The sequence below is a fragment of the Neobacillus niacini genome, from assembly GCF_030817595.1.
GTDB classification, from domain to species: domain Bacteria; phylum Bacillota; class Bacilli; order Bacillales; family Cytobacillaceae; genus Neobacillus; species Neobacillus niacini_G.
The window spans coordinates 4,912,564-4,936,406 of the sequence record NZ_JAUSZN010000001.1 but is presented as its reverse complement, the minus strand read 5'-3'; the positions used below and the strand labels follow the sequence as shown (position 1 = coordinate 4,936,406).

21 protein-coding genes and 1 pseudogene are annotated in these 23,843 nt (G+C 40.4%); 4 read left to right on the top strand and 18 right to left on the bottom strand.

Going from position 1 to position 23,843, the window contains the following annotated elements:
* Positions 1 to 35: 35 nt before the first annotated feature.
* The 9 genes and pseudogenes from QFZ31_RS23395 to QFZ31_RS23355 form a co-directional block, all read right to left on the bottom strand.
* Complete coding sequence (locus QFZ31_RS23395) at positions 36 to 1,331, bottom strand: aspartate aminotransferase family protein (RefSeq protein ID WP_307307518.1); 1,296 nt, start codon at positions 1,329 to 1,331, stop codon at positions 36 to 38.
* Positions 1,315 to 2,700 carry an aspartate aminotransferase family protein gene (locus QFZ31_RS23390; protein WP_307307516.1) on the bottom strand — a complete coding sequence of 462 codons (1,386 nt, stop codon included), beginning with the start codon at positions 2,698 to 2,700 and terminating at the stop codon, positions 1,315 to 1,317. The genes QFZ31_RS23395 and QFZ31_RS23390 overlap by 17 nt, the downstream gene beginning before the upstream one ends.
* A complete protein-coding gene (locus tag QFZ31_RS23385; RefSeq protein WP_179602759.1) occupies positions 2,688 to 3,878 on the bottom strand; it encodes a thiolase family protein in 1,191 nt (396 codons plus the stop codon). Before QFZ31_RS23385 ends, QFZ31_RS23390 begins: the two co-directional genes overlap by 13 nt.
* Positions 3,878 to 4,540: a 3-oxoacid CoA-transferase subunit B gene (locus QFZ31_RS23380; protein WP_307307513.1), complete on the bottom strand. Its 663-nt coding sequence runs from the start codon at positions 4,538 to 4,540 to the stop codon at positions 3,878 to 3,880. The genes QFZ31_RS23385 and QFZ31_RS23380 overlap by 1 nt, the downstream gene beginning before the upstream one ends.
* 1 nt (position 4,541) lies before the next feature.
* Positions 4,542 to 5,198 (bottom strand): CoA transferase subunit A, encoded by a 657-nt coding sequence (locus QFZ31_RS23375; protein ID WP_307307511.1) that lies wholly within the window; start codon positions 5,196 to 5,198, stop codon positions 4,542 to 4,544.
* 189 nt (positions 5,199 to 5,387) lie between these two features.
* Positions 5,388 to 5,717, bottom strand: coding sequence for a DUF3870 domain-containing protein (locus QFZ31_RS23370; protein WP_179602757.1), 330 nt, complete (start codon positions 5,715 to 5,717; stop codon positions 5,388 to 5,390).
* 168 nt (positions 5,718 to 5,885) lie between these two features.
* Positions 5,886 to 6,767 carry a pyridoxal 5'-phosphate synthase lyase subunit PdxS gene (gene pdxS / locus QFZ31_RS23365; RefSeq protein ID WP_179602756.1) on the bottom strand — a complete coding sequence of 294 codons (882 nt, stop codon included), beginning with the start codon at positions 6,765 to 6,767 and terminating at the stop codon, positions 5,886 to 5,888.
* A 119-nt stretch (positions 6,768 to 6,886) separates the two neighbouring features.
* Complete coding sequence (locus tag QFZ31_RS23360) at positions 6,887 to 8,326, bottom strand: amino acid permease (RefSeq protein ID WP_307307507.1); 1,440 nt, start codon at positions 8,324 to 8,326, stop codon at positions 6,887 to 6,889.
* A 395-nt stretch (positions 8,327 to 8,721) separates the two neighbouring features.
* A pseudogene (locus tag QFZ31_RS23355) lies at positions 8,722 to 9,055 on the bottom strand (glutamate dehydrogenase); the annotation flags it as partial.
* 313 nt (positions 9,056 to 9,368) lie between these two features.
* Between QFZ31_RS23355 and QFZ31_RS23350 the strand changes: the two are divergent.
* The 4 genes from QFZ31_RS23350 (at position 9,369) to QFZ31_RS23335 (ending at position 11,951) form a co-directional block, all read left to right on the top strand.
* Positions 9,369 to 9,941, top strand: a complete 573-nt coding sequence (locus QFZ31_RS23350) for a hypothetical protein (RefSeq protein ID WP_307311762.1) — start codon at positions 9,369 to 9,371, stop codon at positions 9,939 to 9,941.
* 202 nt (positions 9,942 to 10,143) lie between these two features.
* A complete protein-coding gene (locus QFZ31_RS23345; protein WP_307307505.1) occupies positions 10,144 to 10,443 on the top strand; it encodes a DUF3243 domain-containing protein in 300 nt (99 codons plus the stop codon).
* Between the two features lie 548 nt (positions 10,444 to 10,991).
* Positions 10,992 to 11,495: a CBO0543 family protein gene (locus QFZ31_RS23340; RefSeq protein ID WP_307307502.1), complete on the top strand. Its 504-nt coding sequence runs from the start codon at positions 10,992 to 10,994 to the stop codon at positions 11,493 to 11,495.
* A 3-nt stretch (positions 11,496 to 11,498) separates the two neighbouring features.
* On the top strand, positions 11,499 to 11,951 hold the full coding sequence (locus QFZ31_RS23335; RefSeq protein WP_307307499.1) for a CBO0543 family protein: 453 nt from the start codon (positions 11,499 to 11,501) through the stop codon (positions 11,949 to 11,951).
* A 260-nt stretch (positions 11,952 to 12,211) separates the two neighbouring features.
* Here the strand turns inward: QFZ31_RS23335 and QFZ31_RS23330 are convergent, their stop codons facing one another.
* The 9 genes from QFZ31_RS23330 to dapA form a co-directional block, all read right to left on the bottom strand.
* Positions 12,212 to 13,423, bottom strand: coding sequence for a multidrug effflux MFS transporter (locus QFZ31_RS23330; RefSeq protein WP_307307496.1), 1,212 nt, complete (start codon positions 13,421 to 13,423; stop codon positions 12,212 to 12,214).
* A gap of 554 nt (positions 13,424 to 13,977) precedes the next feature.
* Positions 13,978 to 16,065 carry a histidine kinase dimerization/phospho-acceptor domain-containing protein gene (locus tag QFZ31_RS23325; RefSeq protein WP_307307495.1) on the bottom strand — a complete coding sequence of 696 codons (2,088 nt, stop codon included), beginning with the start codon at positions 16,063 to 16,065 and terminating at the stop codon, positions 13,978 to 13,980.
* Positions 16,040 to 16,726, bottom strand: coding sequence for a response regulator transcription factor (locus QFZ31_RS23320; protein ID WP_307307493.1), 687 nt, complete (start codon positions 16,724 to 16,726; stop codon positions 16,040 to 16,042). Before QFZ31_RS23320 ends, QFZ31_RS23325 begins: the two co-directional genes overlap by 26 nt.
* A gap of 480 nt (positions 16,727 to 17,206) precedes the next feature.
* Complete coding sequence (locus QFZ31_RS23315; RefSeq protein ID WP_307307491.1) at positions 17,207 to 17,914, bottom strand: FadR/GntR family transcriptional regulator; 708 nt, start codon at positions 17,912 to 17,914, stop codon at positions 17,207 to 17,209.
* 107 nt (positions 17,915 to 18,021) lie between these two features.
* The gene (locus QFZ31_RS23310; protein ID WP_307307488.1) at positions 18,022 to 19,149 is read right to left on the bottom strand and encodes a glycerate kinase; all 1,128 of its coding nucleotides are present in this window, start codon (positions 19,147 to 19,149) and stop codon (positions 18,022 to 18,024) included.
* Positions 19,150 to 19,225: 76 nt separating this feature from the next.
* Positions 19,226 to 20,578: a glucarate dehydratase gene (gene gudD / locus QFZ31_RS23305; RefSeq protein WP_307307486.1), complete on the bottom strand. Its 1,353-nt coding sequence runs from the start codon at positions 20,576 to 20,578 to the stop codon at positions 19,226 to 19,228.
* Positions 20,579 to 20,651: 73 nt separating this feature from the next.
* A complete protein-coding gene (garR, locus tag QFZ31_RS23300; protein ID WP_373459878.1) occupies positions 20,652 to 21,539 on the bottom strand; it encodes a 2-hydroxy-3-oxopropionate reductase in 888 nt (295 codons plus the stop codon).
* Positions 21,540 to 21,570: 31 nt separating this feature from the next.
* Positions 21,571 to 22,896 (bottom strand): gluconate:H+ symporter, encoded by a 1,326-nt coding sequence (locus QFZ31_RS23295; RefSeq protein WP_307307484.1) that lies wholly within the window; start codon positions 22,894 to 22,896, stop codon positions 21,571 to 21,573.
* Positions 22,897 to 22,922: 26 nt separating this feature from the next.
* Positions 22,923 to 23,819 carry a 4-hydroxy-tetrahydrodipicolinate synthase gene (dapA, locus tag QFZ31_RS23290; protein ID WP_307307481.1) on the bottom strand — a complete coding sequence of 299 codons (897 nt, stop codon included), beginning with the start codon at positions 23,817 to 23,819 and terminating at the stop codon, positions 22,923 to 22,925.
* Positions 23,820 to 23,843 lie beyond the last annotated feature (24 nt).

Below are 23,843 nucleotides of genomic sequence, written 5' to 3'. Positions count from 1 at the left end.
CCTCCTTTTTCGTGGTATTCCCGAAGAATCGAAAATTAGTTTCCTGAAATTGTTTCTGTTATCACATCTTCTAAAATGGTTAATCCTTTATCAAGCACATCTTCTTGAATATTAAGAGGAAGCATTAATCGGATCGTTTGCCCGCTTACACCGCAGTTCATAATGAGCAAGCCATTTTCCAGTGCTTTCGATTTAATTTTCGGTACAAATAAAGCAGCAGATTGCGAATCGAATTCAATACCGATCATCATGCCGACTCCTCGGACTTCAGCAATGCCCGGTAAATGTCCTACCGAGTTATGAAGTCGGCCGACAATCTTGGCACCGAGTTTAGCACTGCGTTCTACTAACTTCTCTTCTTCAATGACCTCAATGTTTGCCAATGCCGCAGCACAAGAAACTGGATTTCCTCCAAATGTCGAACCATGACCAGCCGTCGGCCATTTTTCATGAAGCTCACGACTTGCTACAATGGCACCAAGAGGCATGCCGCCAGATAGGGCTTTTGCTAGAACCAAAATATCAGGAGTCACATTTGCATGCTCTGCGGCAAACATTTTACCTGTACGGCCAAATCCTGTTTGTACTTCGTCAAAGATAAGCAAAATGCCGTGTTCGTCTGTAATCTTTCTTAATTCCTGCAAAAAGCTTGGCGGTGCCGGATAATAGCCGCCTTCACCCATTACCGGTTCAATGATGATGGCCGCTACACGTGAAGGATCGACGCGTAAATCAAACAATTTCTGAAGCTGATTCAAGCAGTACTCTTCTGCTTCTTCTTCTTTAATGTTTTTCAGCTGGGTTGGGTACGGATATGGAACGTGGTACACCTCACCTAAAATAGGTTCATAATAACGACGGTATTTAGAGCTTGATGCCGTAATGGCTGTTGCTCCTAATGTCCGGCCATGAAACGATCCTTCAAAAGCAATAATGGCCGGTCTGCCTGTTGCCGCTTTTGCCAGTTTAAGCGCACCGTCAATGGCTTCAGCTCCCGAATTGGAGAAAAAAACAGTGTCTAAATTTCCTGGAGTGATATGAGCAAGCTTTTCTGCCAAATTTGCCGCCGTTTCATAATAACCATAGTTCAACCCAAGATGTATCAAGGCTTCAGCTTGCTTCTGAATGGCTTCCACCATTTTTTTGTTCGTATGTCCAACTGCATTGACGGCCACTCCTGAGACGAAATCGATATATTCTTTTCCGTCTGTCGTCCAAAATTTTGCGCCATGCGCTTTTTCAATGACTAGTTCGGTGACCCTTGTCATGACAGGAGATAGATGCTTTCGTGCTTTCTCTTGAATTTCTTTTGTTTTACTTTGCAATTTCATATGCCTCATCCTTTCTTAATTGACCTTCGAATATTGATAATGATCCGTCTAATATTCTCACAATCTCATCAATCTCTTTTTTCGTGACATTTAAAGGGGGGCTGATGATTAGATGTTCCCCATTTGTGCCGTCAATTGAACCGGTACCCGGATAAAAAACCGCACCAAGTTCCATCGCAATACTATTCAATGTTTCAGCTGCCTTTTCAGATGGATTGAACAGTAAATCACGCTCCCAATCCTTGATAAGCTCCATTCCAATTAAAAGCCCCCTGCCCCGGACATCGGATATACAGGTATGTTTTTGCTTAAGTTCTAAAAGCCTATCGAAAAGGTAAGAACTCTGCTCTTTCACATTTTCCAGCACCCTGTCACGCTTATATACATCCAGGGCAGCAAGGCCGGCTGCCACTGCCACAGGATGCCCGCTATAGGTATAGCCGTGAATAAATTTTCCGTCGCTGTTTTGAATAAGCCCATCTATCAACCGTTCATGAACAATCATCCCGGCCAGCGGAGCATATCCTGCCGAAACCCCTTTTCCAAACGTGATAATATCAGGTTCGATTCCAAGCTGTTCTGTCGCGAAGTTGGTGCCAGTACGGCCGAATCCAGTCATCACTTCATCGATAATTAAGACGATTTCGTACCGGTCACACAACTCTCTAACTTTCTCAAAATACCCCGGTGGCGGTGGTACAGCACCTTGCTGGCTTCCGACAATCGGTTCGGCGATAAATACAGACACGTTCTCAGGACCAAGCTCTAAAATGGTTCTTTCAATATCCGTTACACACGTCCAGTTTTGTTTGGAGAGACAATCATCTTTTTGACGATCGTATGGACATCGGTGGCAGTACGGAGAATAGACATGGGCATAGTTTAAAAGATTAGGAGTGTATGCATGTCTTCTTTTAACGTCTCCTCCTGCTGATAAAGAACCGATGGTGTTACCGTGATATGATTGCCAACGCCCGATCACAATGTGTTTTTGGGGTCTGCCGGCATCCCTATGAAATTGCCTCGCCAGCTTCAAAGCGCTTTCATTTGCTTCTGAGCCTCCGGTTGTAAAATACACTTTATTTAAATGGTCTGGTGCCATTTTTCCGATTGTCTCAGCCAGTGCATGCAACGCTTTTGTCTCAAAACGCATTGTATGGACAAAAGCCGCTTTTTTTGCTTGTTCTGCCATCGCCTCTCCAATAGAAGAAATCCCATGACCCAAGTTGGCTGCAACCGCCCCCGAGCAAGCATCCAAATATTTTTTCCCGTTTTCATCTATGAGATAGACCCCTTCACCGTGGGTAATAATTGGGTACTCCTTTTTTAAATCTCGATGAAACACATAGTCTTTTTTTATTCCATCCATCTTTCCACCACCATTGCCATTCCTAATCCCCCTGCTACACAAATCGTTGCAAGGCCATATTGCCGTTTTTGCTTTTCAAGCTCATGGCATAATGTAGTGACGATTCTTGCACCGGAACACCCCAGTGGATGGCCTAGTGCAATCGCTCCTCCATTTACATTCACGTTGTCACCTTTAATGCCCCATTCTCTTAAACAAGCAAGACTTTGCGCTGCGAACGCTTCATTTAATTCAATCAAATCGATATCTTCCAAACAAAGACCCGCCTTTTTCAACGCGATTTGGGAGGCAGGTATCGGACCGATTCCCATTTCTTTTGGTGATACACCCGTTGCAGCAAAGGAACGGATCCTTGCCATAGGAACTACTCCAAGCTGTTCCGCTTTTTCTTCCGACATTAACAGCAGCATGGAGGCTCCATCATTTCTGCCTGATGAGTTTCCTGCAGTTACCGTACCATCCTTTTGAAACACAGGAAGTAGAGTTCCTAACTTTTCGATGTTCGTCAATCTTGGGTGCTCATCTGTCGCAAAGTGTCTAATTCCCCTTTTTCCTTCCTTTACCGGAACAGGAATGATTTCTTCTTCAAACCGGCCCATTTCAATCGCACGTTTCGTTTTCTGCTGACTCGTGAAGGCAAATTCATCTTGTTCACGGCGGCTTATGTTATATTTTTCAGCAAGCCATTCGGCTGTTTGCCCCATCGTAAATCGACCATATATCTCTTCAGGCTGGGATTTTGGCTGACTTTCCGTATTTGAATCAAACAGTGTCAAATCTCCCATCTTAAGGCCGAATCGCGAACCGACCGTATAATGGGGAGCTTGAGACATACTTTCTACACCTCCTGCTAAAATAACCTCTGCCTGACCAGTCAAAATGGACATCGCTCCGTTAATGACGGCCTGCATCCCCGAACCACACTGACGATGAACAGTATAAGCAGGAATCGATTCAGGAAATTGGGCATGCAAGGCAGCGACCCTAGCAATATTTGGAGCATGCGCACTTTGCTTTGTTTGTCCGACGATGACTTCATCGACAATATTGGCACCATAACCGGAAGCCGAAAGATTATTTTTCATAACAAGGGATACTAGCTCTTCTGGTGATGTATCCGCCAGTGACCCGCCGAAGGTTCCGATAGCAGTCCGAAATGCATTTACGATTACTACCATTACGCCGTCACCTCTTTGCCTATATTAAAAGCTTCGGCAATGTGGAAGGGAGCGTCCGTTTTCTGTTGAACTTCCTCAAGGGAAACTCCAGGGGACAGCTCAATAAGATAAAGTCCATCTTCCTTTACAGTGAAAACCGCCAAATCAGTAATAACTAAATCGACTTTGCGTTCAGAGGTGATTGGATAGGTTAATTCCTTGACGATTTTTGACTCCCCTTGGTTATTCGTATGCAGCGTTGTTACGATCACCTTATTGGAGCCTTCCAATAAATCCATCGCCCCGCCTACACCAAGAACACTTTTTCCTGGTACGGCCCAGTTGGCGATCCGCCCAATCGCGTCAATTTGCAGCACCCCAAGAATTGAAACACTTACATGTCCTCCACGAATCATCGCAAAAGATGAGGCACTATCAAAAAAGGATGAACCTTCCAATACTGTGACGGGCAGTTTCCCTGCATTGACAAGATTTTGGTCAATGTTCTCTAAGTCAGGGGTAGGTCCTACTCCAAGAATTCCGTTTTCCGAGTGTAAGAAAACTTCAACATCGGATGGTATATAATCAGCGACAAGCGTTGGAATCCCTATCCCCAAATTGACGATATCGCCATGCTTTAATTCCTTCGCCGCTCTTGCAGCAATGTATTGTTTCACGTTCAAGCTAGTTCACTCCCTTCAAAACGATATAATCAACATATAAATGCGGGGTCACAATTTCTTCAGGAGAAATTTGACCTGCCTCCACAATCTCGTCTACCTCTGCAATAACCACATCCGCAGCTGTCGCCATCATAGGATTGAAGTTTCTAGCCGATTTGTTGTATATGAGATTTCCTAATTGATCTGCTTTTTTCGCTTTAATTAAAGCAACATTAGCTTTAAGAGGTTCTTGGAACACAAATTTTTTACCGTTAAGAGTACGCTCTTCTTTGGCTTCGGCAATTTTCGTTCCTACGGCGACCGGCGTATAAAACCCTCCCAGGCCCGCACCGCCCGCTCGAATCGCTTCCGACATCGTTCCTTGCGGGAGCAGCTCAACTTCCAATTCTTTATTCAGAAAGGCTTTAACTACCTCTGGGTTGGATGTAAAATATGAACCTATCGCTTTTTTTACTTGTTTTTGCCGTACTAAAACTCCAAGACCTCTCCCTGGTTCTCCAAGGTTATTACTAATAATCTCTAAGTCTTTCACTTCCGTCTGAGCCAAAGCGTCAATCAAACTCAGCGGACTTCCTACAAGTCCAAACCCCCCTACCATAATCCGTGAGCCGCTTTTAACCTTTTTTACCGCGTCTTCGCATGTAATCAGCTTGCTCATCTTTTTTCCCTTCCTCTCCATCGGCTATTGTTGTTTTTAACAGTTCGGAAATATAAAAAACCGAGCAAAACATGAATCCTCTATAAAGAATGTTGTTCTAACGAACATTCCTTACACAGTGTCCATGTCTGCCCGGTTTTAATAAGACCATGGGAAGAGGTCATCTTCCCACTTTATTATAACCAAACGTTATGTATTCATTTGCTTCACGTTATCCCAGTAACGTTGAACTGCAGCTTGGAGAGCCACAATGATCGCTTGCTGAGATGGAGCAAAATAAAAGCTTTGAATTCGTTTAATCAGCGGCTCAACCCCGTCTTGAAGACAGTAGCCTATCAGCAGTTTTTGAAAATAATTTTTTGTTAGTTCAGCTACAAATGTGAATTCGGCGCCGATAATGATATGCTCTTTCAGATCCACTTCGAGGACAATTCCCGCATGCTTATACATTTCATACATGGAAGTTCCCTGTGGAGCTTTAGCATATCCTGTAGCAATCACTGTATCCAATGTTTGCATGCCCCAAAACTCCTTTCAAAACCAACTATTCATTATTATTTTCTAACTCGAGTATATGTGCCAGAAAATACAATGTCAACTGGGTATTTTTAATTTTTCGAAATATCCAAATAGTCTAACAACAATTAAGCACACTGTACTCCAACCTTAAGGCATTGGAAAAACACTTTACCATCCACGATCCTGCATACGTGCTTCAGGAGAGAGACTTGATATTTCAATACCTTTCATGGCAATCCCAAGATTTTTTGAAATCTCTGCAATTAGTTTATAGTCCTGGTAGTGGGTTGTTGCTTCCACGATCGCTCTAGCGAATTTTGCTGGATTATCAGATTTAAAGATTCCGGAACCAACAAATACTCCATCAGCACCTAACTGCATCATAAGTGCAGCATCTGCAGGCGTTGCTACTCCACCAGCTGCAAAGTTGACTACAGGGAGGCGTCCGAGATGTTTAATCTCAAGAAGCAGTTCATATGGGGCTCCAAGCAGCTTAGCCTCTGTCATCAATTCATCTTCACTCATCGAAACGACTTTACGTACTTGTGCATTGACCTTACGGATATGACGCACAGCTTCTACGATATTACCAGTTCCCGGCTCTCCTTTTGTACGAAGCATAGATGCGCCTTCACCAATACGGCGCGCTGCTTCGCCAAGATCACGGCAGCCACAAACAAATGGAACCGTGTAAGCTTTTTTATTCAGATGGTATTCTTCATCTGCTGGAGTTAAAACTTCACTCTCATCAATATAATCAACGCCCATTGCTTCAAGAACTCGGGCTTCTACGATGTGTCCGATACGTGCTTTTGCCATAACTGGAATGGAAACCGCGTTCATGACTTCTTCCGTAATTCGCGGATCTGCCATTCTTGCTACTCCGCCAGCTGCACGGATATCAGAAGGAACGCGCTCTAATGCCATTACAGCTACCGCTCCTGCTTCCTCTGCTATTTTTGCTTGCTCAGCATTCACAACGTCCATAATGACGCCGCCCTTTTGCATTTCAGCCATACCTCTTTTTACACGATCCGTACCTGTTTTCATGTTAAGCCCCCTTTGATAATTTTGTGAAAGTATCTATAACTTTTATAAGGAAATCACATCTAATTCAATAGGAATTATTTTAAAACTAAAACGCTTGCTTCTAAGGCTTTTTAAAGATCTTATATAATCATTTTTTTATCTTTCTGCAGCTGTAGTTCATGTTCGCCGCTACCGTCCTGTTCCCGATTCTTTTTAATTCGGAAATGATAGATTAAGTAACAAGCTATTACGAAAGGAGCTCCAAGATACAGGGCGAGACGTTGTTCAGAGTCAAATGCTAAACTTGCAAGTACTAAGCAGTTTAACGTTAGTGCGATGATCGGCAGAGCAGGGTATAGAGGTGTTTTAAATTTAAGATCCTCTACTCTTCCACCTTCACGAATGAATTTTCTCCGGAAGGCGATTTGCGAAGCTGTGATTGAAATCCAACCTACCTGAGCACCTAATCCAGCAACTGACAGCAGCCAAACGAAGACCGTTTCAGCAGCGAAAAATTCTGAAAGTAGTGATAATAACGAAATTCCCATAGTTAGAAGAAGAGCATTAAAAGGAACCCCTCGTTTATTTACTTTAGTAAGAACCGGACTAGCCATTTTTTCCTTTGACATCGAATACAACATCCGTGTAGCTGCATAAAGACCTGAGTTCCCAACTGAAAGCAATGCGGTAAGAATAACAAAATTCATAATATCTGCTGCATAAGGAATTCCGATACTATCAAATACGACTACAAATGGACTTTCAACAACTCCTGCTTTTTCCATCGGAATTAAACTTGATAAAACAAAGATGGCTAAAACAAAGAAGAATAATGTACGCCAGACAGTCTGTTTAATCGATTTTGGAATCGTTTTTTCAGGATCTTCACTTTCCCCTGCAGCGATCCCAATCAATTCGGTCCCTTGGAAAGAGAAATTGACAGCAATCATCGTAATAATTAATGCAGAAAATCCATTTGGTAAAAGACCATGTCCGGTAAAATTAGATAGGAATGGTGCCTCTTGGCCACTGTTCATATCGATGAACCCAAACATAGCAGCGCCGCCCAATACAATGAAAAGAATAATAGCTACTATTTTTATACTGGAAAACCAAAATTCAGCTTCACCAAACGCTTTTGCGGAAAGAGAATTCAGTAAAAATAAAATCACTGCAAAAATCGCACTCCAAATCCAAATCGGAGTATCAGGAAACCATCTTTGCATCAGCTGCCCAGCTGCAAGGAACTCTAATGCAACAGTAACCGACCAGCCTAACCAATATAGCCATCCAAGTGCAAACCCTGTTCCTGGACCAATAAATTTCGTGGTATACGTTTGGAAGGACCCAGAAACTGGCATTGCTACAGACAATTCCCCTAGGCAAAGCATTGTCATAAACATAATCAAACCGCCAACAATATATGAGAGAATTGCACCTGATGGTCCTGCTTGTTGAATCGTGTACCCTGAACCAAGGAATAGACCTGATCCGATAACCCCTCCGAGAGAGATCATAAATAAATGCCGAGTCTTCATCGTTCTTTTCAATTCATTTGTTTGGTTTTCTTGTAAATGCATAAAATTCCCCCTTTCATCCCCTTAAAAATGCATGCGCTTCCATTTTGTTTCCAATAATAGCGATAAAATTTGCAAAAAAGAACGCTTCACATTCCTGACAAATTTAATCATTAGGCTTAATAGAAAACTTTACAACAGCCAAACAATTCGAAATTATCACTATTCTAACTTATTAACTTGCAATTACCGTGCCAAAATTAAAAACCACTATTTGTGAACTTTTCGTGAACCTTATATGCAAAATATTTTTGCACTATCCTTAGATTTTTTGCACTTAACATGCAAAAAAAACCATTCTAATAAAATAGAAAGAGTCTTTATTTTGGATACAATATTTTTTCAATCATCTAGGATGGCTACAAATGCAGGTTAAGAATTAACCCTTCGAAGTTGTATTAGCAGACTAATTTTACCCATCCCCTAAAAACTAGACTTCTGCAACTCTTCTTATCCCCACCATAAATGCTGCTAAACGCATATCACTTGATGTGTTTGATCAAATTCATAAATATTTTGGAAAGGAACTAATCATTATCTTCTTAAGCCTTTCATTTACTTCTTCTTCGGTCCAATAATAACCTTGATTTGTACCCATTCAAAATACGAAACGGTTACATCACCCGCGCTTGCAGGAATGTCTGGAACAAGAATATCACACTCTAATTCGAGTAGTTCCTCATTTATAATTGTGTATTTGAAATAGTAGAGAAACGTTCCGAAGCTGTCTCTTAAAATAACGCAAAATAATTTTGCATTAATAAAAACATTTTTTAATTGTCAGGGTAAGACGATTTTCTACATTAATAAAATGACGTAAATAGAATCTATGGATATTCAGGATTATTAATAAAAATCTATTAGATATATTAGATGATCAATCTAGTACTCTTGTACAAGCTTTACAGGGCGTTTAAGCGATTCCTGAAACTTTAACTTTTCCACTCCTCGATTACTTTTTTACATTTATAGCTTGGGTTTAAGGGTATTCTAGTTTAATAATGTGAAGGAATTTAATACTCATATAGAGATGTGGTTAGCGGTGATGAAGCAGGAGTTCTCGAAGGGGGAACTTGTCGGTTTGCAGTCTAGCAATCTTCATAGCTTTAATCGTTTCCCTCAAAGTGAACCACCAAAAGCGAAAAAATTGAACCGGCCTAAAGAAACTAGTATTCCTTTAAAAACTGATAAACAAAAGAATAGTAAACGTAATGAAGCGCCGATTGAACTTGACCATACTTTTGTTAGTGATAAAGTCCCACAAGCATTTGTCCAGCTCGTAAAATACTTTTTCTCCGATGCAAAAACGATTGAAGAATACTGGCATATGGTCCAAATCGCTGCCTTCCGTTTTGAATGTGACAAACGTACAGAAGACGTACTTGCTATCGCCATTAAGTCGTTCAAGCAGTTGATTTGTAAACTAAAATCGACAAAACAGGTAGCTAAACCAATTGCTTTTTTTTACGGAATCTTAACCAACAAACTGAAAGAATTCTATTTAGAGAAGCTTGCTGAAAATCAATCTGACAGCATGGCCTTTCGAATGGTGCTTCCAGGTGGAGAAGTTCTGAGTTATGATTGGCTGCACACTGAGCCAGACGCTTATATGGATTAAAAAATTCGTCAAGAACTGCTTTAATTAATCATTGATTAAAACTGTCCAAAATTTCAATTACAAACATGCGGATTACCATTTCCCAGTATATTGTTTAACCGTTATAAAGAATTATTTTTTATAAGGTTTTGTTTTTAAGGGCACAGGGAATGCATAGAACTAGCACGTGAAACAATGATGTACAACTAAAGGAGTGATATTCATGGACAAACAGTTAGATGAGAAAAAGATAGAAAACCAGTTATACAAAAACGGAGATGCGTTAACAAGTTTTGATGATTTCAGGGAATATCTTAGTGGCAAAGTTAGTTTAGGAAAAAAACTTGGTATGGATGAAGAACAGTTAGCCAACTCGGCTGAGAAAGTAGCCGATTATCTTGCGCAAAAGGAGCCGCCTAAGAATTCCGAGGAGCGTTTGTTGCAGGAACTTTGGAACGTGGGGACCGAGGAAGAGCAGCATAAACTGGCTCATATGCTTGTCCGTTTAGTGCAACAATCTTAGACTTACTAGAATTTAAAGTTTAGATAAAAAAATATCATTTAGCAGAATGAACTGGAGTAAATTGCCCCTTCTTGAATGGGCTTCATCTCTGTTACCTGTATTATCTGGCTGTGAAACTTACGAGAATTGACAAAGTTAGCTAATAAAATTTCCAATCAATCGTTTGATTAAATGTGGATTAATCCCTTTAAAAAAACGAACTATTAGTTATTTCCGAGAAAATATTTTGTCGAGGATTGGATTAGTTAGGATTGGCTGCGTTTCAGAATCATTGATAAATGGCCAAATTCATACAATTGTATACTGGATATGACATTAAACAGTGTAATCAAACGTTTGATTAGCTTGGAGAGAAACCTTTTATCATAGCAGGTTTTCATCGAAAAATGAGTACGAGGATTGACGATATGGAAGGCACGATAAAAAAATAGGTTAATGAAAGGCATTATTTAAACTTTTATGCGTTTTTTATTGTATAACATGAATTTACCAAAGGAAAAATGCAAATAAATAGTTAAAATCCACTTAACCGGAGGGAGTTTCTAAACATGCTGATGGAGCGTTTAATTTTGGTTGCAATGTGGCTGTTCGGCTTTGTTGGCTTGTTTCTGTTTATTCCACGAAAAGATCGGCACAAGGGATTCTTGGCTTTCTTAATGTTCCAAGCAGTCATATGGCTATGCGATATGCCTGCTTTTAAATATGATCTATTAAGAGCGCCTGTAAGAGAGCTGCCAAAAGCCACTGATCTTCCCCTTACAATCGATTATTTTTTTTATCCCGTATTGTTTGCCATCTATTACGTCCATAGGAGATCAAAGGGTAATCTATCGTCAAGGATTACATACTTTTTTGTATGGGTCTCAGTGATCTCCTTGTTTGATATTGTCATTGAGAGATATACAGATTTATTAGAATATGAATTTTTAAAATGGTATGGGATGTGGATGTACATAGTTTTTCTCTTTTATGTGAGTCAAGTCTGCTGTAATTGGTTCTTTAAGGACAAGGCCTTGTTTCATGCGGAGCGGTGGGAAACGAATGAGAATTGAATGGTGGCTCTTATTATCCGTTTGGGTAGTGGCAACAGGAATTCTTTTTTCATACCTAAAAATAAAATTCGTCTTGCGGTTGTCGCATTTTTGTTCCAGCAGATTATTACTTTTCTTATAGGATTAGTTGTCGTAGAGTTTGGTCTGCTTGAATATCCTGTTCGATTATTTCCTACAGTTAATCGGACGAGCTTCACGTTTGAGTATTATGCGTTTCCAGTCATATGTGCCGCCTTTAATGTTTGGTATCCCAATGATCGAAGTAACCTAATTCAAGTAGGGTATTATGTTGGATTTAGTTCTGTTTTGACCATTGCTGAAGTAATTATCGAAAAATACACCAGCCTCATCAATTACATACATTGGGATTGGTATACCTCTTTGATTACAATAGGTCTTGCTTTATATATAGCACGTAAATTTTGTGTTTGGTTTTTCACAAAGGGAGAGGTATAATATCTCCTCTCCCTTTGCTTAATCAGTGATCTATTTTGTGCGATTAGGATTTTACCCCTTTTTTTATTGCTCCCAAAACTCGCTGTATTCCATAAGCCACCACCTAATCCTAACCGTTTTATTTTGGTACAATCATTTACTATTATGTATAAGCCCCAAAAGTGTAATCAAAAAAACCCATTCCAGTTGAAAGCTAGAATGGGTAAGAATTAATCGTTTAAAGTCCATTTTTATCGAACATTAAAGAGTAACGCAGTTCATTATTTTATAGCCTGAACCCGTAAAGAACCTTTTCCAACTAATCCATAATAAGATAAGAATGCCAGTAAGCTTGCTGAAAACATAATAACCGCCATTGGAATCGCCGTATATTCCCCTGCAATTCCTACGAGGGGCGCGGTTAATGATCCGAGTACAAATGGAAGGAGTCCTAATAACGCAGAAGCACTTCCCGCAATATGTCCTTGTGTCTCCATTGCTAATGCAAACGAAGTAGTACCAGTGATTCCAATTGATGAAACAAAAAAGAAAATTGGAATCGCAACTGCAATCAGGGGTGCCTTAACTAGAAGAGCGACCAATAAAGCCAAACCTGCTAAGTTCGCAATCAATAACCCAATCTTTAAAAAAGTCCTCTCCGAGAAAACACCTGCATAGCGGCCAACCATCTGAGTTCCAATAATGAGCGCAATTCCATTGACTCCAAACAATAGACTGAACACTTGGGGAGTCACACCATAAATATTCTGATAGACAAACGAAATTCCCGAAACATATGCGAAAATTCCAGCAACCATGAAGCCTTGCGTAAGAGCATAACCGGTGAACTGGCGATCTTTTAACAAGGAGCCAAAATTCTTCACAATTTGTGAAATATCACTCGGGACACGGTTTTCTTTAGGTAATGTTTCTTCCAGTTTCCATAAAACGATTAAAAACAATACAATCCCAATACAAGCTAAAACAAGAAAAACGCCTGACCAATCGGTAAATGCCAGTATAATCCCGCCTGCAATCGGTGCCACAATCGGCCCGAGGTTCCCCACTAACATCAATAACGCGAAGAACTTGGTAAGTTCCCTTCCACTATAGACATCGCGAACAATCGCTCGCGAAATAACGAGTCCGCCTGCAGCTGCAAAGCCTTGCAAGAAACGAGCCCCGATAAAGATGTAAATACTAGGGGCAAATGCACATATCACAGAAGTGAGTAAATACATAATGAGGAAAAATCGCAACGGCTTCTTGCGCCCTTGAACATCACTCATGGGTCCAATAATCAATTGACCTAATCCCAATCCTAATAAGCATGTCGTTAAACTAATTTGTACTAAAGAAGCAGTTGTGTTGTATTCCTTTACAATGGTCGGAAATGAAGGTAAATACGTATCAATCGTAAAAGGACCTAATAATGAAAGTGACCCTAAAAGTAAAGCTAGTTGTAATCGTTTCGTACCTGTTAATTTATTCACTATTTCTGTCCTTCCTGTTCATCTTTTTCCATATATTTGTTTTTGTTAAGAAATGGATGATTAAATGTATATTGAAATTAGCATACGCTAAAACCTTTCGTCAACCGAAATGAACTCACAAAACATGAATCCTCCCATAGCTTCCCTCCCTCAAACATAATTGTAATGACTACTAGGATATAATACCCGAATTTAATTAATCCAAAAAATGTTGTATTACCGTTTCGTTCATACATATGAACGAATTTGAGGTGGAAAATGCTATTTTTGTCATCGACATAATGATTCCCCATATAATTAGTTTACACCACTATTTAAGGGGTAATTGGTTATGAATCAACAACCTTAATATTGGACCTGGATAATACGCTAATCCACTGTACTAAAAGTAGGTTTCTAATCCTAATAGTGACTCTAGCAAACCCAAATTCTAAAAAATAGGTACTTCTATCATTTCCTTCTAGTTTATGGATAGGTGGATAACGAAAAAAGAATAGGACATCTAGACGATGCCCTATTCCTATCCTGTTTCCTTTTTAAAAACGGCGGATGATTCACTCTAGGCTATTTTTATATTTTGGTAAATAGATCATCGACTTAAACAAATCCCCATCTACTTGAATGGAAAATTCACCCTTTTGGATCTCAATTAGACTTTTCGCAATCGATAGCCCTAATCCACTTCCATTACTCGATCTGGATTCATCTCCTCTTTTAAAACGCTCCATTAATTCGTCTGCTGAAATATTTAACTCATAGGCTGAAATGTTCTTGAAGGTAAGAAGAATTTCGTTTTCCAAAACTTCAATATCGATGTAGACCCTTGACCCCTTAAGCGTATATTTAAATATATTGGATAATACGTTCTCGATGGACCTCCATAGTAATTTTCCATCAGCTTGTACATACACCTTATCCTTAGGATGACTGAACTTAAATGCTAAATCTAAATGTTCTATTTTATCATTCACTTCCCCAAGCCCCTGGGTGATTAAAGAGATAATATCAATTCGCTCAAACTGAACGGGTATATTACCGCTGGAGGCTTTTGCTGCGTCAAATAAATCATCTGTCAGCACTTTTAGCCGTTTTGATTTTTGATCAAGTACCTCAATATATTGTTCAACCTTCGAAGGGTCTTTTTCTTTTTTCAATAGATCTACATAGGTAATAATAGAAGTCAAAGGTGTTCGAATGTCATGAGACACATTGGTGATGAGTTCGGTTTTTAAGCGCTCACTTTTTAGTTCACTGTTAACTGCCTTTTTCAAACCATCCGTGATGCTGTTTATATTGGAGGCAAGTTTCGCAAACTCTCCCTTTCCACCAACATCGATGCTGTGCTGGATATCTCCATCCTTTATTCGTGCTACCCCTTCTTGAATCGCCGTGAACGACTTGACACGCTTATAGGCAAACCAGGCTGCAATTCCCAGGGTTACCGGAAATATGAAAAACGTTGCCGCGACCAATAGTGGATATCCGATGACTAGTAATACCGTCTTTACCCCAACACTTCCGCTATCATAGACATTTCTTACAAATGTAACTATCAGATGGATCAGCCTATAGATTAAGGTATGTGTAAAGAACGTTTTATTCTTGATATGCCTTACCACTGATAGAACAAGCGCGAACCCTGCTGCTGCAATCGGAATTGTAATCGGAAAGACCAATGCATCCATATTTTCGATATTAACGCTGTCCACTAAGCCAGCCCAAAGAGCCATTAGGCACATGAGTAGTACCAGCTTTACATCAATATATAATTTATCGATTGGATTAAGTTTTACTTCTTTGTCTGTAAAAGACTTTCTCCCAATCACGAGGACTAAATATAAAAAGGTAAGGATGAATCCTGATAAAAATGCTAAAAATTGATAAAAACTTGTTTTGATAACTTCTTTTTGATTTTTCCATTCATTCATTTTAGAAGTTAAAAATTCCTTCGTAAAAGCAACATAGACAACTTGGCTTTCTGGATCCAATTCTTCTATTCTTTCGTTAATTTGATAGAAGTGCTCATTCTCTTCTATTTCCTTTGGATAAATCTCTCTTTTATAACCATCAAACACGAGATAAGAAGGATAGGTTTTATACTGTTCTTTTTCAATCTGGGTACGGTTCGTATAGACATTTACACCGTCACTGCCATAATACAAAGGGTCTTCAATCTCTTCTAAATTCTGCACAATCGAATGGAATTCTCTTAAATCGTTCTTGATCAGCCTATCCCTTGCAAGAGAGATCTTATCTGCATACTCTGTTTTAAACTTATCATAGTTTTCCTTTTCACTTAAATTAGGATTGAAATTTTTGGAGTTTACTTGGAAATCCGAATACAAGGTTTCTTCTTCACTTCTTACTTCATCCTCACTAATTGACCCGCCGTTTACGATATGTTCCTCACTCTTATATTCCGTTAGCAGCCTGGTTAGCTGACCGATAATCGCGTCACTTTCCCGCACGTATTCACTGCTGTGAAAATAGTCCTCTTCAAAAACGATCCCAAAATCTCCATCATTCACGATTTCAACATCTACAAATGCTTTGATGATACCTGTAAAACAGAGAATCATCACGATAAAAACAACTATTTTTGTCGTCAGTAAATGGCTATATTTTTTCAACTTTATATCCAACTCCCCACACCACCTTCAAATATTTTGGCTCTTTCGGATTGATCTCTATTTTCTCTCTAATTTTTCTAATATGAACGGTGACCGTATTTTCCGGGCTAAAGGCGGTTTCATTCCATACCTTCTCATAGATTTCCTCAATAGAGAAAACCCTTCCGGCATTTGCAGTCAGCAGCTTTACAATCCTATATTGTACCGGTGTCAGGTGGACGCTCTCCCCGTCGACGGTGATGTTCTTACTTTCATCATCGACAATGAGTCCGCCGGTTCGATAGACATTACTCTTGGTTTCAAGTCCTCCAAAAGATGTATATCTTCTCAGCTGTGATTTAACTCTTGCGATGAGCTCTAATGGATTAAAAGGTTTAGTGATATAGTCATCCGCTCCTATATTCAATCCCAAAATTTTGTCGTAATCCTCAGATTTGGCAGAAAGCATGATCAGTGGAATTTTGTTGTCTTCTCTAATCTTCATCGTAGCTCTTATTCCATCCATCCTAGGCATCATAATATCCATGATAATGAGATGGATCTCCTGAGTGTCGATGATTTCGATAGCTTCTATCCCGTCAAAAGCCTTGAATATTTGATAGCCTTCATTTTCCAAGTAAATTCCTATCGCATCCACAATTGCCTTATCATCATCACATACCAATATGTTCATGAAACCCGCCCCTATCTATGTATTTGATATCATATCGCCCTTTTTTTCGCTTCTAGGATCATGATACCCATGAAATCTTAACAAACACTTTATGTAAATCTTAAGATTTTCTTAGCATTAAAGAAAGCCAAGAAAAAAACAATTTTAAAGTGGTGTTTGCATTCCCGATCAATCTTATAAAACCCTGTTTACGTTCCAAGCCTCTACATGCACAAACAAAAAGGCTAGTCGCAAGACTAACCCTGTTAATTCCACCTTTGTTTGAGCAAATTTGCTTGTTCTTATCCCAGCCAATATTACGATTAAATGACCTTTTTAGAAAAAACCGCTTATGTGCAATAAAACCCTACCTGCCAAAATCCCCGTCTACCTGCATAATTCATTTGTTTACCTGCCTGATTAACCTGCCTACCTGCAAAAAACTACCATTTATCTGCCTAACTTTCTATCAGGGATATCCCGATAGCAATATTCATGAAATTAATCTTTGTTACCGTGAAGATTTTTTAAAACTTTGTGTCGGACGTAATCAAGGTGTAAGTACATTTGATGAAACGCCTCAAACGGATCCCTTTTTTCCAATGCTTTATAAATCGCCATATGATGCTCGATGGTTCGTTCTGGTTCTCGAACTTTTATTTCACTGTTGATTTTGACAAGAGTGACAATTAATGAATCTACCATTCCCTCTACAATCTGGTTATCGGCACTTAAGGCGATGATCCGATGAAATTCAATATCGGCTTCGCCATAGTTTTGATCTTTACTGTTTTCAATGATTTCAATGGTTTGTTTTAATCTTTTGAGATCTTCGTCGCTAATTTTCTCCGCTGCAATGGTAATTAAACCTAATTCCAATGCCATTCTAGCTTCAACCATTGCTTGCAGATTATCATGTGCAAGGGATAACATAATGGAAAAGGGATGGCTGCTAATTTTATTATTAAAAAAAGTACCTTCTCGTGTTTTTCGGTTAATAACCCCCAACGATTCAAGAGAGCTGAGTGCTTCACGTAACACAGGACGGCTGACGTTAAGTATTTCCATTAATTCCATTTCCGTAGGAAGTTTATCTCCAGGTTTCATCTGACCACTATTCAATAGTTGAATAATACTTTCGACCACCTGCTTGGATAAAGTAGTACGATTTACTGACTCAACCATGATTTTTTTAGGAGTTTCGTCCATTTTAAGGCTCCTTGTTTTCACATTTTTGTAAGCCCATTATATTACATTTCTGTCCTACTTCACCAGCGAAAAAAACGCTGCGAAATGTCAGCAGCGTTTTACTATTCCTATATTTTCAATACTCGGCAAATATTTTCGGCCGCAAATGTTAAATTCGCTTCTCCGGAATCAAGTGCTTCCTCAAATGTTGTCACACCTTTTAAGATTCCGATAATGGCATTAAATCCATTATCGTATAGCGATTCCACTCCATTGCCAATTCTGCCGGCAAAAGCAATAACAGGGACAGAGTATTTTTTAGCTACACTCGCCACCCCGTAAGGAGTTTTGCCAAACAATGTCTGGGCATCAATACTGCCTTCTCCCGTAAAAACATAGTCTGCTCCTCTGACTTGTTCCTCCAGCCCCGTATACTCAATGACAAGGTCAATTCCTTTCTTTAGCTCGGCATTTAAGAAGGCCATTAATCCCGCACCAAGGCCGCCCGCAGCACCAGCACCATCCATATGGGCAATATCCTGACCTAATTGCTCTTTCATAACATCAGCAAAATGAGATAAGTTTTGGTCCAGAACGTGTACCATTTCAGCTGTGGCTCCTTTTTGCGGGCCAAAAATAGCTGACGCTCCATTTTCACCGATTAGTGGATTGGTAACATCACATGCTACATCAAATTTTACTTGTTTAATTCTTTCATCAAGCCCGCTTACATCGATCGTATGCAAACCACTTAATGCGCCGCCGCCAAACGAGAGCTCTTTACCATTTGCATCTTTAAAAGAAACACCAAGTGCTTGGAGCATTCCTGCCCCGCCATCATTGGTAGCACTGCCGCCAATTCCGATTAAAAACCGGCTCACACCTTTGTCTAAAGCATGTTTAATTAATTGACCGGTTCCATAAGAAGTGGTCAATAAGGGATTGCGGCCTTCAGGCTTAACTAATTCTAATCCACTTGCACTTGCCATCTCAATCACTGCAGTCTGCCCCTCTCCCAAGAGACCGTATTCTGCTATGACACTTTCTCCTAGTGGTCCGAGCACCTTGGTCTTAATCATCTCGCCATTTGCCATGCTGACGAGAGATTCAACGGTGCCTTCCCCGCCGTCCGCCATGGGGACAATGACACATTCCGCATCAGGAAAAACGGCTTTTACACCTTTTTCCATTGCAAGGGCAGCCTTCTTCGCCGTCATACTTTCCTTAAATGAATCGGGTGCTAGTACAAACTTCATCATAATCTGTCCTTTACATTTAATAAGTTTAATAGTTTTAAAAAAAGAAGGTGGCCCTCATAGCCACCCCAAATTTTTAGCGAACAAGACATGGTTTCTTGTTATCAAATTTCCAGCCAGGGATGTAGAACTGCATACCGACTGAGTCGTCACGAGAGTTAAGTCCCATATTTTTATATACTTCATGTGCCTTTAGGATTTGCTCCATATCTACTTCTACACCTAAACCTGGCTTATCTGGAATCGCCAAGTGTCCATCAACGATTTGGAATGGATCCTTCGTTAAACGTTCAATGCCTTCCTGCCAAATCCAGTGTGTATCAATCGCCGTAATTTCACCCGGAGCAGCCGCAGCAACATGGGTAAACATGGAAAGTGAGATATCAAAGTGGTTATTCGAGTGAGATCCCCATGTTAGTCCCCATTCATTACACATTTGCGCTACACGGACAGAACCTTGCATCGTCCAAAAGTGTGGGTCGGCAAGAGGGATATCCACAGATTGCAGCGAAATCGTATGACCCATTTGACGCCAGTCCGTAGCAATCATATTGGTTGCCGTTGGAAGACCCGTTTGTCTTCTGAACTCAGCCATGACTTCACGGCCCGAGTAACCATTTTCCGCACCACATGGATCCTCTGCATAGGTTAGAATTCCGTGCATATCTTTGCAAAGCTCAACCGCTTCTGCTAATGACCAAGCACCGTTTGGATCAAGAGTAATTCTTGCATCTGGGAACCTTTCTTTTAATGCCTTGATTGCTTTGATTTCTTGTTTCCCCTCTAAAACGCCGCCTTTTAGCTTAAAGTCTTTAAAGCCGTAAAGTTCTTGTGAAGCTTCAGCTAGACGTACAATTGCTTCCGGTGTTAACGCCTCTTCATGTCGGACGCGATACCATTCCACTTCAGAATCATGATTGCTATAATACGGAAGATCTGTCCGATTACGGTCGCCAATATAGAATAGGTAACCAAGAGTCTTTACTTTATCCCTCTGCTTGCCTTCACCAAGAAGAGCTGCAACCGGAACATTTAAGTGCTTCCCTAATAAATCTAATAGCGCTGCTTCAAGGGCAGTAACCGCATGAATGGTAATCCGTAAATCAAATGTTTGTAACCCGCGGCCGGCTGAATCGCGGCCGACAAATTCTTTTCGAACCTTATTTAAGATATTGTTATAATGACCAATGGATGAACCGACTACAATCGCTCTAGCGTCTTCAAGCGTTTTACGGATTGCTTCGCCGCCGGGTACTTCGCCTACACCCACATTACCATTGCTGTCCTTTAAGATCACAATGTTTCTAGTAAAATAGGCACCGTGCGCGCCGCTAAGATTTAATAACATACTGTCACGGCCGGCAACAGGATATACTTCCATTTCTGTCACAACTGGAGTAGCGTTAATCACTTTCTCAACTGTATTCATGGCAATTTCTCCAATCAATTTTATAATAGAGAGAACGCAAGGTCACGTTCTCTATGAAGTTTTTTTCAAATAATTAACGAGATACCTCTGTATTCGCTAATTTTTCATAGTATTTTACTAGACTGCTGTGGTCCTCAAATTCATAACCGTCTACTTTCAAGGCATACATCATTTCCAGAACAGCTGCCGTTAATGGAGATGGAGCACCGAACTCATGGCTGGTTTCGAGTGCATTTGTTAGATCTTTCATGTGCAAGTTTATACGGAAACCAGGGTTGAAGTTACGGTCTAACATCATCGGTGCTTTTGCATCTAAAACCGTGCTTCCTGCTAAACCGCCGCGGATTGCTTGGTAAACAGCTTCCGGGTTCACACCAGCTTTTTGCGCTAATACAAATGCTTCCGATACCGCTGCAATGTTTAATGCCACGATAATTTGGTTTGCAAGTTTTGTAACGTTGCCTGCACCAATTTCGCCCACATGTACAACCGATCCAGCCATGGCTGCTAATACATCCTTCACTTCTTCAAATACTTCCTTTTTGCCGCCTACCATGACAGAAATCGTGCCATCAATGGCTTTTGGCTCCCCGCCACTGACAGGAGCATCTAACATTTCAACGCCCTTTTCGATTAATGCTCGATATACTTCTTGAGAAGCAGCTGGTGCTATAGAGCTCATGTCCACATAAATTAATCCTTCATGGGCACCTTCAATAATTCCGTTTTCTCCTAAAGCAACTTCCTTTACGTTGGGAGAGTTTGGCAGCATGGTGATCACGATATCCGATTTTTCAGCGATGGCCTTTGGTGTTGATTCTACTTCCGCTCCTAGTTGCTCTAGTTCTTTACTTGCCTCTTTATTAAAATCACTAACAATCAACTGATATCCTGCTTTGAGCAAGTTTTTGCTCATAGGCTTACCCATAATTCCTAGTCCAATAAATCCAATTTTCTTCATAATATCTTCACTCCTACAAATTCTTTTTCATTTATCCAATAAACTTATTGAGGATTAATACACCGAACAATCCAAGGATACCGAGTGCGGTTGTATAAGTTGTTCTAACCTTAATGGCCTGGCCAACTGATAGATTAAGATATTCTTTGAACATCCAGAAGCCAGGGTCTGTCACGTGGGAAAAAGCAATACTTCCACAAGTTACAGCCAGAGTCATTAATTCCAAGCTAATACCAGAAGCCTGAGCGATTGGCAGAACCACACCAGCTGCTGTCATAACCGCAACAGTGGCAGATCCTAGAGCAATACGCAGGATAGCCGCGATTAACCAAGCAAGGATAATCGGTGAAATATCCCATCCGTTTGTCAACTCCTTGATATAATCAGCAATCCCACTGTCTACTAATACTTGTTTGAATGCCCCACCAGCACCGATTACAAGGATGATCATCGCCATCGGCTTTACACTGCTAGAACACGATGACATAACATCCTTTAAGGAACGGCCAACCCTTGTTCCAAGCAAATAGAAGGAGAGCAATAGCGTAAGCATTAAGGCAATCGTAGCGGATCCAAAGAATTCCATGACATGTCTAAAACTATTCGTTTCAGGTAAAAAAACTTCACAGGCGGCAGATATTCCAATGAGCACCACTGGGACAAGTGCAACCGTGATACTAGAAAAGAAGCTAGGCATTTCTTCCTCTTTAAAAATCTTCGTACTGCCAATCCCTGCAGGAATAGAAGGATTCATTTTTTTGACAAATGGCAGTCTTGGCCAAGTTAAAGCGATGAATGAACCTACAGGAATGGCAATAATCAAACCATACACTAATGTTAAACCCATGCTTGCACCGAATGCGTCTACAACCGCTGCTGGTCCTGGGTGCGGAGGCAGGAAGCTATGTGTAGTCGATAACCCAACCGATGTCGGTATGGCTACCCAAAGTAAATTTAACTTTGTTTGGCGTGCAATCGTGAAAACTAATGGAATTAATAAGACAAAGGCAACCTCGAAAAACATCGTAATCCCAAGGATATAAGCAGCAATTAACATCGCGATTTGAACCCTTTTAATTCCCATTTTGTCTATTAGGGTGGTCGCAATCCGTTGAGCTGCTCCAGCATCAGCCATAACCGTTCCGATCATGGCTCCAAATCCTAAAATCAAAATCAATTCATCAAGTTGTCCCCCGATTCCTCCATAAATGGACTCCAGTAATGCATCTCCTGGCATCCCTTGGAGAAAGCCCACAAATAAAGCAGCAATGATTAAAGCAATAAAACCATTTATTTTTAAGGGGATCATCAAAACCAAAATAAGAGCAACAGCTAATGCAACATAAACTAATGGCATAGTCATTCTTCCTCTCTGTCGAGAAATTAGTTGGTTTGGTAAAGCTCTAAGTCTTTTAGTACATTGGCTAATATTTGCTTGCTTTCAGGATTCATTTCCGCTGCAGGAGCTAATGCATAACCCACATCAATTCCTACCATTCGTAAACCTTCTTTTAACACAACAGGGAATGTTGCTTTATCCACTGCTAAACGTAGTGGAGCAAGTTTAAACTGCAATTCTAGTGATTTTTGATAGTCGCCTGCAACAAAATTATTGTAAATATCTGCGACCAATTTAGGTGCAATATTACCTGTGCTCGCGATCGCACCAGTGGCACCATGACATAAACCTGCATAAATGAGTGTGTCGCGCCCAAGTAAAACGGAAAATGATTCGCGAGGGGTTACTCGTAAGTACTCAGCCGTTTTCGTCATATCTCCGCTGCTATCTTTAATTCCGATAATGTTATCAACCTTACTAAGCTCTTCGCAAGTCTTCACATCAATTTTCACTTGTGTACGAGCTTCATTCCCATAAAGAATAATTGGCAGTTTTGTAGACTTGGCGATTGTCTTAAAGTGCTCGGCCAACTCCGTTTGGGTTGGTGACATAAAATACGGAGTTAAGACAGATAACGCAGCAACTCCGCCAATTTCTTCTACCATCTGTGCGGTTTTAATACAGTCTCTTGTGGTAATCTCACTAGCACCGCAATAAATAGGAACTCTTCCAGCAGTGTGATCGACTGTTACCTCTACAACCCGGCGCTTCTGCTCTGGCGTTAAGCCGTAAATTTCGCCGCTGCTTCCTAGAACGAATAATCCATGTACACCACCTGCGATGGTGTAATCAATTACTTTTCGTAAAGCATCTTCCATCAAGTTACCATTTCTATCTAAAGGTGTGACCAGTGCAGGAATGACTCCATTTGGTTTAAACATTGCTTTAACTCCTCTCGCTCTCTC